Here is an 11,654-nt window from a genome sequence, read left to right as displayed (position 1 = left end):
GTGAGACTTGTTTTGTTTCACCTGATTGCGGGGTAATTTTAAGAGAGGAATGATCTGCCAGCGTACGACCATACTAAGCCTGCGAGCAGATATAGGCGTACACAAAAAATTTAGAGGGTGAGAATATTTGAAAAATATATCTAGTGTATTTTGGATTGTGATTGTGATCACAGCTGCTGCTGTATTATGGGGCGTTGTTTCTCCAGACAGCCTGCAAAACGTATCCCAATCCGCACAAGCGTTTATCACCAATACGTTTGGTTGGTATTATCTTTTAGTTGTCTCATTGTTTGTCGGGTTCTGTCTCTTTTTGATTTTCAGCCCGATCGGCAAAATTAAACTCGGAAGACCCGATGAAAAACCGGAATTCGGGTTATTATCATGGTTCGCCATGCTGTTCAGCGCAGGCATGGGAATCGGCTTGGTATTCTACGGTGCGGCTGAACCGATCAGCCATTACGCAATTAGCTCTCCATCAGGTGAAACAGAAACCCCCCAAGCCTTTAGAGATGCACTCCGCTATACGTTTTTCCACTGGGGTCTGCACGCTTGGGCCATTTATGCCGTCGTGGCATTATGCATTGCCTATTTCCAATTCCGAAAAGGCGCTCCAGGATTAATCAGCAGCACGCTGTCACCGATTCTAGGCGATAAAGTTAACGGTCCGATCGGCAAATTAATTGACTGTATTGCTGTTTTTGCCACAGTCGTCGGAGTAGCCACAAGCCTTGGTATCGGGGCGACTCAAATTAACGGCGGATTGAGTTACTTATTTGGCATCCCAAATAACTTTCTCGTTCAATTTATTTTGATTGCCATTGTTACTGTGCTTTTCTTGATTTCTGCGTGGAGCGGACTCGGAAAAGGCATTAAATATTTGAGCAACACCAATATGGTATTAGCTGGACTGTTAATGCTGTTTGTGCTGTTTGTCGGGCCTACCGTACTGATTATGAACTCATTTACAGATTCTATCGGACAGTATATTCAAAACATCGTGCAAATGAGCTTCAGACTGACACCGTACGATCCTGAAAAACGCGAATGGATTAACGGCTGGACGATTTTCTATTGGGCATGGTGGATTTCCTGGTCTCCATTTGTCGGCATTTTCATCGCCCGGGTATCCAGGGGACGGACGATCCGTGAATTTTTGATCGGTGTCTTGGTAACACCATGTATTCTCGCGTTCCTATGGTTCTCTATCTTTGGCGTATCGGCTATGGATCTTCAGCAGAACGGCACATTCAATGTAGCGAAGCTGTCTACGGAAACGATGCTGTTTGGAACACTTGACCATTATCCGCTGGCGATGGTGACATCTATTTTGTCACTGATCCTGATCGCTGTATTCTTTATTACGTCTGCTGACTCTGCAACATTTGTGCTCGGCATGCAGACGACCTACGGCTCATTGAACCCAGCCAATTCAGTAAAATTCAGCTGGGGCATCATTCAATCTGCCATGGCTGCTGTCCTCTTGTATTCCGGCGGTCTTTCCGCTTTGCAAAACACAGCCATTCTGGCAGCGCTGCCGTTTTCTATCGTCATCCTGCTGATGATTGCCGCTCTCTATAAATCGCTCTCAAAAGAACGAAGAGAGATCAAAAGAGCGGAGAAAATCGACAAACCGAGAAGTCCAAGAGTGAAAAAGGCATATTAACAAAAAAGATCTTTCCGCGCACGCGGGAAGATCTTTTTTTATTTGCGGTATAGAATAAGGGCGGAAAAACAGTAAAGCTGCTCACCGTCCGGATCGCACGCCGCCGAAACCGTATATTTGATATCAATCAGCTGCTCCTCCGATATCCCTTTTAAAAATGAATTGATTTCCGTCTGTAAGTCTTTTTCATGTTCTTCATCAAATACTGCCACCTTCAGCATCTTATCCGCTCTCCTTTCTCTATCAATCTATTCCGTTTGGAACAGCGTTATGATAGAGAAATGATGATCACCTCATCTCCGGATAAAAAGCTTTCTTTGTATGGTGTTTCTTCTGCGGCACACCGTCTTGGTTCTCCACTTTCAACAGTACAGCATAAACCATTCGCATATGGCAGTAGCTGATCAGGCTGACGCTGAAAAAAGGGACAATGCCGGGCAGGTACGCAAGCAAGAAAAAGAGAGCCACAGTCAGCGCAAGCATCGCAAGCGTATATTGCAAATACGCTACACTGAGCAAGAGCGAAAACTTCACGTACAGACGTTTTTTCCAGTCAAAATGGACAAGCAGCGGAAACACATAAAAAAGCATGGATACGAACAAAAAGCCAAATATCATAATGGCGAAGCGCAGAACATGCAGAAGGAAATGGCTCGGATAAATAAAGGCCAAATCGATATAAATAATCAATCCGATGATCGCCAATACAGCGCCAATCAGATTTGAACGAAAAAACTCAGCCTTGTATTCCCGCCAAAACGTTTTGAGCACCGAAACGTTGTCCTGCCCTTGAATCCACTTCCGCATGACAGCGAATAAAGCCGCGGTCGCGGGCATGATGCCAAACACACCGAGACCGAGCAATACAAACAACAGCCACAGCAAGTTTGTATACGCGAATCTCATGATCCATTCGCAAAAGCGCAGCATCCGCCCCAGTGAACCATCATGTTCCATGGAGGCCCCCCCTTTTTTGCACTATACATTCTGCATCTGAAAAAGCTCTTTAATCCCGATCGGCCTCTTTTCGGCAACCGAGCGCCACATTCCCTCACCAACCGCGATGGAGTAGGCTCCGGCTTCAGCCCCGGCTAAAATATCATAGCGGCGAAGCGGGTCTTTCCCTAAAAAAAGATCCTCAAGCAAAAGCGGATCGCCTCCGCCATGCCCTCCCTCATTTTTGACCACTTGTATCGTCTGCTTTGATTCAAAAAGCGGATAGTATTCGATTGTCTGCTCAGGAAAAGCAAACGGAATTCTGGAAGGTTCGTGAAATTCATTTGATTCGATCCGCCCTTTTGTGCCGTTGATCGTCAGCCGGTAGCCTTCATACGGGGCCGAAAATAAAATCGAATAGCTTAATAGTGCACCGCCATCATATTTGACTGTCGCCACGTACGTATCCTCGATGTCAATTTCTTCGTCAAAAATACACGCGTCAGGCCTGTATGCAGTATATAAGCTGGACTGGTCTCCTGCTTGGAGATGATCATCCTTTACAGAAGCTTTGGAGGAACGGGGATGCCACCTAGAATAGTAATGGCACTTTTCTTTGACCCGGCACGTCCCGCAAAAACGCCCGTCTTCTTCCGGCAAGGGGTTCCACTCACTGTCCGGCCCATAGTAATTCAAGGCGCCATAAGCAAATACCTCCTCCGGATTTTGCCCGAGCCACCAATTGACGAGATCGAAATGATGCGTTGATTTATGGACCGAAAGACCTCCGGAAAGCGGTCTCGACCTGTTCCAGCGTTTAAAATAGCTGGCGCCATGATACGTATCAATATACCAATTTAAATCAACGGAGGTGACCCTGCCTATTTTTCCTTCCAGTATCATTTCTTTGATTTTCCGATGAAACGGGCTGTAGCGATAGTTAAACGCGACGGTGACTTTTCCCTCGCTTTTGGCCTCCGCTTCAAGCACCCGATTCGCATCCTGCACTGTCGTCACCATTGGTTTTTCAGTAATCACATCTGTATTCCACTGAAGGCTTTTTACAATATATGTGACATGCGTATCGTCCCTGCCTGCCACAATGACGATATCAGGCTTTGACACGCGCATCATCTCGTCGAAAGCATCTTCGTTAAACTCGGCCACGTGGGCCAGCTCGGGAAATTTCTCCTTGCAAACGGCAAAACGTTTCGGATCGGCATCCAGCAATCCGGTAATCTCATAATGAGTTGAAAACCGCTCCACCAGCGGTTTGATAAACATACTGAGAGCTCTGCTGCTCACTCCGCAAAAGACGATGTTCTTCAATATTCTCACCTCTATCGGGCTTCAGTTAGTTGGGAAATCAGCTGCAGCGCTTCCTCTGTTTTTTCAGCATACACAGGGATAAACGCCGCCATATCGCGATTCAATCGAAAAGAATAGCCGTTCAGCTGTTTTTCCCCTTTTTCGATCTGAACGGCATAGATTGTTTTCTCTCCTGTTTTTTTATTAACCGTTGTATAAGGAGATGTTTTTTCAGGAGACAATCCGTTTAACGGCTGAAAATTTTCCGGATCATCGTAAGCTTGAAACATGTCTTCAGGCACGATGAAAACATCTCCCTCATGGGCGGTAATTTCAGTCAGCAGTTTTTCCTGAAAAGCTGGAAAGATATCGACCTTCCCGGCATTCTGCTCAGCGGCCATTTTTATTTTTTCCTGTACGCCAGCCTTCATATCAGAAAAGAGAATGACATGCATTCCGTCCGGCCTGTTTGAGCATGATGCCAAAAAGAGCACTAAGACGATCACCCACAAAGCCGTACGTATCCTTTTTGTCATTTTCCCGCTGACCTAACTAGAGGCTCCAGCTCTGTCATAGCTAAAATAAACGCTCCGGCTCCGTGCAGATCGTTTGTGCTTCTTTCGCGGCTGACATAATAGTCATAGAAGCCGGCTGATGTTCCGACACATATGTCTTTGACAAGAAACGCTCCGTCTTCTGTTGTTTCGGTTTTATGCTGAATCAAGCCTTGATACGCTTTTAGTAGTGATGTTTCGTAAGCTCTGTCTAGATAGCCTTTATTGATTCCTTTCGCAAGTGCGTACATGTACAGGCAGGACCCTGAGCTTTCCAGCCAGTTATCAGACCTGTCTCCCTTATCAACGATCTGATACCATAGCCCTGTCTCCTTGTCTTGATAGCGGCAGATGCTTTCCATCATGTCCTGCAACGTGTTTTTCCACACATGACGGTTTGGATGCTTCTTCGGCAGCTCTTCAATCATGTCAGCAAGTGACATGACGTACCAGCCGATGGAACGTGCCCAAAATTCCGGTGAACAGCCTGTCTCTTCATTGGCCCAAGGCATTTTTTTCGCTTCATCCCAGGCGTGATAAAAGAGTCCGGTTTTTGAATCCTTCATATGCTTTCTCATCAATGACTCCTGCAGCACGACCTGATCAAACAGCTCCGGCTCCTCCTTCAGATTCGCGTATTTCAGTGCGAACGGCCCCCCCATGTATAAGCCGTCAAGCCACATTTGGTAAGAATAACCGTCTTTGTGCCAAAAACCATCCTCAGACGTCCGGTTCAATGTTCCATATAAGCCGCGGAGCCTTTTTGCCGCTTTGACATACCGCTCATCCTTCGTCTGCTCGTATAATGGAAAAAGAATGAGACCCGCTTGAATAGCGTCCAGCTCATCTCTTCTAAATAATAGATTGCCATAATCATCGATTAAGAGATCTGCATAAGCCTTCGCATACTCAAAATACCGCTTTTCCCCGGTTGCTTCCCATAACCGCAATACACCGCATAAGAAAACGCCTTGATGGTAATGCCAGCGGTTTGCAGGCGGCAGCTCCTCGACTGTGTACGTGTTCATAATCGTATTTGCCAATGCCTCCGCGTACGTAAGAGGCGATTTTACAGCGATTGATTGATCCATTGATCCCATCCCTTTCCTAATAAATTCCTTCCTCGCCAAATTTCTTCGCCAAACGATTCGCAAGCATGACCAAAATCAGCCCGACTGCCGCTTTAAATACACCGACTGCTGTACTGTAGCTGAATTGCCCCTGTTTCAGCCCGGCAGTATAAACATACGTATCAAAAATTTCCGCTACTTCCCTATTCGTTGCATTTAACAGCAAATACACATGCTCGAAGCCAAGCTCCAGCGTGTCTCCGATTTTCAAAATCAGCAAAACGACGATAACGCTTTTAATGGCGGGCAGCGTAATATGCCACATTTGCCGCAGCCGTCCCGCTCCGTCCATTTTCGCCGCTTCATACAGCTGAGGGTCAACCGCTGTAATGGCCGCCAGATAAATGATCGTCGACCATCCAGCTTCCCTCCAGATAACCTGAAGAATATACAGGGGCCTGAACCATTCTTCGTTCAGCAGAAAATTGATTTTTTCACCGCCAAAAAACACAATCAGTTCATTAATCAAGCCTCCGTCTACCGTTAAAAGCACAAACGACAGCGATACAACAATGACCCAAGACATAAAATGCGGGATATAAATCAGCGTCTGAACAAATTTTTTAAAGAGAGCAATCCGCACTTCGTTCAATAGAAGCGCCAGCAAAATCGGCACCGGGAAAAATATGGCCAGGTTCAATGCAAATAACACGAGCGTATTTTTTAACAAGAGAAAAAATGTAGGCTCAGTAAACAGCCTAATAAAATGCTTCAGCCCGACCCACTCACTGCCCAAAATGCCGAGGAATGGCTGATAATCCTGAAATGCAATCACAATCCCCCACATCGGGACATACTTAAAAAGCAAAAAATAAATACACCCAGGCAAAATCATCAAGTACAAATATTTTTGCTGGATCAGTTTACTTAGTAAGCGCTTTCTTTTTTCTTTTTTAAAAATGACTGCATCAACAGCCGGCGCTTGCGCTTCTGCTGTTTTCATTTTTTTCAAGCCTCCTTTCACAGGTTCTTGCATTCACTGTAGCTCAGCAGGCAAAAGTCCGTCTACAATCATATGATCACATCCTGTTTTATCCCTTTATGATCAATGGTTCAGCAGTTCCACCTGAAATAAAGACACCGATATTAGAAAATGATTATTGACAATATCTATCAATCTTTGGATTAATTGTATTAAAGTGAAGTGGATTTAGGAAATGGGGGGTTTTATGAAAAGAAGCCAATACAAGTTTTACTACAAGCTGATCACGTTTTTCTGCCTGCTCAGCACCATTCCGGTTATTTTGGTCGGATTGTTTTCGTACGAGCACTCTCAGAAAACGGCTATTTCCAACGTTTCGGAGGAAAAATTCGACACACTCCAGCAGACCCAGCAAAGCATCGAGCATATCTTGAAAACCGTTGATCACTCTTTGACCCACTATGTGAGTTCGCCGCCTCTCCTTCGCACATTGTCCGAGTCTTTGCACTCTGACCAATTTCAAATCTATAACCAAGTGAACCAAGAGCTCAATTATCTGCAAAGCTTTGATACCGACCTGTCCAATCTGACGTTAGTCAGTTTAACGAAAAAATGGTATATGAACAATTCCGGTTTGTACCGCTTAAACACAGACACTCTTCATGAAGCAGCCTCAGCATACACGAAACACAAAGCGAGCCGCTCATATTGGACACTTGAGGAAAACAATCATTTGATTTCCACAAAAGAAGGCACATCAGAAAACTGCCGTTACAATATCAATTTAATTAAGCAGCTGCCTTTGAACAGCACAAATACAAAAGGATTAGCCGCCGCAAGCATCCCGAGCTGTTCGCTTGTCAAAAATATGCCCGACTATTCTAACGCCAACAACCTGTTTATCATGGATGAAAAAGGCCGCATCATCCTGCATAACAATATGTCTGACGTCGGAGAATCTCTTCATAACGACGGTTTTGTCCAAAAAATGCTGGCGCAAACCGCTAATAGCGGTCAGTTTGAAACAGTTATTGACCGGATTCAGTATAAAGTCACCTATCAAAAATCCGATTATAACACGTGGACTTATTTTTCTCTCGTTTCCCTGCCTGAGCTAAAAAAAGAAGCCAAGTCAATCGGCTGGATCACTTTTACAGTATGCCTTATTTTGTTAACGCTTTCATTACTGTTTTCTTGGCTGGGTTCCCGCCATTTTTACAAGCCGATCAGGGTGCTTTACGAATCATTCGCAAGGCATGGTGCCATACAAGAAAAACAGCCGCCTCAAAATGAATTTGAGTTAATTGAACAGAGCTTTAAGCAGCTGAAGGACAGAAATGATGACCTTGAAGAAACGATGAAGCAGCAAGCCACTCACCTGCAGCAATATTTTATGGTCAGGCTTATGCTCGGAAAACTGACGGATGAGGAGGTTAATAACCGCTTTGAAAGCCTCGGCTTAAAGCAAAATTGGCGGCACCTTGCCCTGCTTGTGCTCCAAATTGACACACTGAATCATACACCTTACGAGAAAAAAGATATGGATCTGCTTTTGTTTGCCGTCAACAGCCTGATTGAGCGCAGCATCCCGACGGACAAACATCTTGCCCCCGCCGTGGTGGACAAACAGCAGGCAACGATTTTGATCAATCAAAGCGGGACAAAGGAGGAATTCATGGCCGAGTTGAATGAGACTGCAAGGATGATTCAGGAAAAAGCGGAAGCTGAGCTGCATCTGTCTGTCAGCATCGGAATCAGCCAGCCGTTTGATGCGCTGACAAAGGCGAAAACAGCCTACGCTGAAGGTTCGGAGGCGTTGAAATACCGGCTTAAAGCAGAAAACAAATCGATTATCTTTTATGAAGACTTAGACCAGAAAAAAACCTTCAAAACCCATTTTCCCAAGCAGCTTCAGCATGAGCTGTTCGATGCCGTCAAAGCAGGAGACAAGGAGAAAGCGGACAAATGCCTGCACGCGATTTTGCAAGCCATTTTCACCCAGAACACTAACCCGTACCAATTTCAGATCGCCATCGCGCGCTTTTTGAACCATGTGATTGAGCTGATGCATGTGCTCGGGATCGAATTGTTTGAGCTTGAAGAAAACAAAATGCTGTATGACCAGATTTTCGAGCTGAAAACGTTCGAGGATACCGAAAACTGGCTCAAAAATGAGTTTATTGACCCGATGACAGACAAAGTGAACGCCCGCGCGGATGCCCAGTACAAAAATATTTCCGACAACATCATTCATATCATCCACCATGAGTTTGAATCTGAGTTGACACTGGATGAAATCGCACGCAGGCTCCATTACAACCCAAACTATTTAAGCAGCATTTTCAAAAAAGAAATGGGTATTTCATTCAGCGAGTATGTCTCAAGCTACCGACATCATATGGCGAAAAGCTGGCTTGCCGAAACCGACATGGCGGTCAAAGACATTGCGGAAAAATTAAAATATAAAAACTCGCAAAATTTTATCAGGTCATTTAAAAAGCTGGAGGGGATTACACCGGGAAACTACCGCCAGCAAAAAAAAAGCATGTAAAAAACCCAAAACACGCAAGCGGTTTTGGGTTTTTCCAGTGTTATTTTGTTTGTTTAAACGCTTCTTCGTATTCCTGAATAATTTGTTTTCCTCCGCTCGACTCCCATTTTTCCACTTCTTTATCGAACTGGCTTTCTGTGATGTCGCCAATCATATATTTATAGGTCGCATCATCAATGATTTTCTTCAGTTCATCCCCCCGTTCCGACTCCGATGCGGAATACAGGCTTTCAGCAGGATTTGAGACGATGATCTTTTCATTGTCCTCAGTCAGCTCCTCATACGCCGTCCGAAGCGGGTCTCCCGTGTTTTTTAAGTAGGCTTTATCAATGGCAATTAAGGCGGACAGCGGCTGAATATCAGTCTGCCAGTCTTTTACCTGGCTTTCTTTGCGTGTGAACGTTTTGTCCTCTCCTTTGTTGTAGTGCACGCCGTCGATGCCATAAGTCATCAGGCTATAGACGTCTTCTTCGGCAATCCGGTCAAAAAATGCCAAGATCCGTTTAAGCTCAGCTTCCGTTTTCACACTCGTTTTCGGGAAAGCAAACACGCCGTTATGGCCTCCTGATGCCCATACCCGCTCTTTCCCATCTGAGCCTTTTATGCGGTTGATGATCTCAAGCTTCATCGATTTATCAGAAGCATGGTCGCGCAGATTGACGGCATCTACCATATTGCCAATATAAATGCCGGCTTTTCCTTGAGAAAAAAGCTCCTGCTGCTGGGTTTTGCTTGTGACGGGAAAATCCTTATTCATATACCCCTTATCACGCAGCTTTTTCATATAGTTCATCGTGTCTTTATATTCCTGTGTCATGAAATCAGGAGTGAATTTGCCGCCTGATTCCTTCCAATCTGTCGGCATGCCTTCATACGAGCCAATCGTTTTAAACGCGCCGTAAATCAGGTCATTACGGTCTGCCAGCCCGAACGTATCATCTTTCCCATCCTTGTCCGGGTCGTCCTCCGTAAATGCTTTGGCCACTTCATAAAGCTCATCTAGCGTTTCCGGCGTTTTCAAATTCAAATTGTCCAGCCAGTCCTTCCGAATGACGATCCCCTGTCTTGAAAGCGGACGCTCTCTGTATATCCCGTAGAGCTTGCCATCGATGGTTACGTTTTTATTAATGAGTTTGTTCATTTTGTTTAAGTTAGGATAATCCTTGATATAATCGCCGATTTCCCAGAACATTCCTGACCGGAAGGCATTCATGACTGACGAATTTTTAATATCCTGGATGGTCACGATTTGCGGAAGATTGCCGGCTGCAAGCGCCGCATTCAGCCTGTCTTCTTTCACCGCGTCTGGAACCCAGGTGATGTCGAGTTCTGTATTTGTCAGCTTTTCAATTTCTTTAATCGCCCTGTCTTTCGGCGGCTGCTGGTGATACAAAATCGCCATCCAAGACAGCTTTACCTTTGAATCCGAGTCAGCCTTGCCTTCAGCCGCAGACTGTTCAGCCCCTTTACAGCCCGCCAGCACTCCGCCGAGTGCCAGTACAAGCACCATGAAAAGCACCCTCCATTTGTTTCCCATCGTACCCCTCCGTTTCATATTTTTTATCCTTTAACAGATCCCAGTAAAGCTCCTTTTGCAAAATGCTTTTGTATAAACGGATAGACAAGCAGAACCGGGATGGTCGCCACCACTATGACCGCCATTTTAATCGTTTGCTCAGGCGGCGGGCTGCCCGAACCCATCTCTGACATATCCCCCTGCATGCCGCTTGATACAATGACGATTTGGCGCAGAAGCACCTGAATCGGCCATTTTGCTGAATCATTTAAGTACAAAATCGCTGTCATATACGTGTTCCAATACGTGACCGCATAAAACAATGAAATCGTTGCGATCGCAGGCAGAGACAGCGGCAGCACGATTTTAAAGAAAATGCCCAGGTCATTGCACCCATCGATTTTCGCGGACTCTTCCAGGCTTGCCGGGATATTTTGAAAGAAGTTTTTCAGAATGATCAGGTTAAAAGCATTAATGGCTGTCGGCAAAATGAGCGCCCAGTAAGAATCGAGCAATCCAAGGGATTTGACCACAAGAAAAGTCGGAATCATGCCGCCGCTGAACAGCATCGTAAATACAACGAGAAACATGAGCGGCTGCCGTCCGATTAATTCACGGCGGGATAACCCGTAAGCCATCAGTGAAGATAAAAACATGCTGACTGCAGTACCTATCACTGTCACAAACACAGAAACAAGCAAACTCTTATAAATAATATCTGTTGAAAAAATGTAGCGATAAGCATCTAGCGAAAAAGTGGTCGGTATTAAAATAAATGTTTTCGACACAACTTCTTCTACTGTGGCGAAGGATGCTGCGATGACATGAATGAACGGCAGTACGCATATTAAAGCGAACATCAGCAAAAACCCGTAAATCAACATATCAAACAAGCGACTTTTCAGTGAATGTGCGATAGCTCCCACCTCTCTTTTGTAAGCGTTATCATTCTTTCCTAAACAAGCTGCAGCATGTGACGATATCGTGTCTAAAATGTAGCAAATCAGTAATTGCCATGTCTATAATCATTTGAACAGAGCCCCAGACCGGGTGGGGAATCCCGCACATGAAAGC

General features: G+C 45.2%; 10 protein-coding genes. 2 read left to right on the top strand and 8 right to left on the bottom strand.

All coding sequences use genetic code 11. The annotated features are described in order from the left end of the window. Positions 1 to 127 precede the first annotated feature (127 nt). Positions 128 to 1,663 carry a glycine betaine transporter OpuD gene (gene opuD, locus NZD81_RS00565; protein ID WP_014665036.1) on the top strand — a complete coding sequence of 512 codons (1,536 nt, stop codon included), beginning with the start codon at positions 128 to 130 and terminating at the stop codon, positions 1,661 to 1,663. Positions 1,664 to 1,701: 38 nt separating this feature from the next. On the opposite strand, the gene NZD81_RS00560 is transcribed toward opuD, so the two are convergent. The 6 genes from NZD81_RS00560 to rmgP all read right to left on the bottom strand — a co-directional run bounded on the left by NZD81_RS00560 (position 1,702) and on the right by rmgP (position 6,534). Continuing rightward, a complete protein-coding gene (locus NZD81_RS00560) occupies positions 1,702 to 1,884 on the bottom strand; it encodes a sporulation protein Cse60 (RefSeq protein WP_003223398.1) in 183 nt (60 codons plus the stop codon). Between the two features lie 67 nt (positions 1,885 to 1,951). Further along, positions 1,952 to 2,620 carry a YesL family protein gene (locus NZD81_RS00555; protein WP_014665037.1) on the bottom strand — a complete coding sequence of 223 codons (669 nt, stop codon included), beginning with the start codon at positions 2,618 to 2,620 and terminating at the stop codon, positions 1,952 to 1,954. A gap of 21 nt (positions 2,621 to 2,641) precedes the next feature. After that, entirely contained in the window at positions 2,642 to 3,928 is a 1,287-nt protein-coding gene (locus NZD81_RS00550) for a Gfo/Idh/MocA family oxidoreductase (RefSeq protein ID WP_148343538.1), read from the bottom strand. Between the two features lie 11 nt (positions 3,929 to 3,939). Further along, complete coding sequence (rmgS, locus tag NZD81_RS00545) at positions 3,940 to 4,443, bottom strand: rhamnogalaturonan transport/degradation protein RmgS (protein ID WP_282373135.1); 504 nt, start codon at positions 4,441 to 4,443, stop codon at positions 3,940 to 3,942. Further along, positions 4,440 to 5,561 (bottom strand): unsaturated rhamnogalacturonyl hydrolase, encoded by a 1,122-nt coding sequence (gene rmgQ / locus NZD81_RS00540; protein ID WP_282373137.1) that lies wholly within the window; start codon positions 5,559 to 5,561, stop codon positions 4,440 to 4,442. Before rmgQ ends, rmgS begins: the two co-directional genes overlap by 4 nt. 7 nt (positions 5,562 to 5,568) lie before the next feature. Continuing rightward, positions 5,569 to 6,534: a polygalacturonan/rhamnogalacturonan ABC transporter permease gene (rmgP, locus tag NZD81_RS00535; RefSeq protein WP_014665041.1), complete on the bottom strand. Its 966-nt coding sequence runs from the start codon at positions 6,532 to 6,534 to the stop codon at positions 5,569 to 5,571. Positions 6,535 to 6,748: 214 nt separating this feature from the next. On the opposite strand from rmgP, the gene NZD81_RS00530 reads away from it, so the two are divergent. After that, positions 6,749 to 9,064: a helix-turn-helix domain-containing protein gene (locus tag NZD81_RS00530; protein WP_052438137.1), complete on the top strand. Its 2,316-nt coding sequence runs from the start codon at positions 6,749 to 6,751 to the stop codon at positions 9,062 to 9,064. A gap of 40 nt (positions 9,065 to 9,104) precedes the next feature. Here NZD81_RS00530 and NZD81_RS00525 read toward each other — a convergent pair whose 3' ends face one another. Beyond that, positions 9,105 to 10,601, bottom strand: a complete 1,497-nt coding sequence (locus NZD81_RS00525; protein ID WP_282373141.1) for an extracellular solute-binding protein — start codon at positions 10,599 to 10,601, stop codon at positions 9,105 to 9,107. A 23-nt stretch (positions 10,602 to 10,624) separates the two neighbouring features. Continuing rightward, positions 10,625 to 11,485, bottom strand: coding sequence for a carbohydrate ABC transporter permease (locus tag NZD81_RS00520; protein ID WP_080478349.1), 861 nt, complete (start codon positions 11,483 to 11,485; stop codon positions 10,625 to 10,627). Positions 11,486 to 11,654: the final 169 nt, after the last annotated feature.

The sequence above is a fragment of the Bacillus sp. B.PNR1 genome (assembly GCF_030386235.1).
Classification (GTDB): domain Bacteria; phylum Bacillota; class Bacilli; order Bacillales; family Bacillaceae; genus Bacillus; species Bacillus stercoris.
The sequence above is the reverse complement of the archived record's forward strand: the minus strand, read 5'-3'. Positions and strand labels throughout refer to the sequence as shown.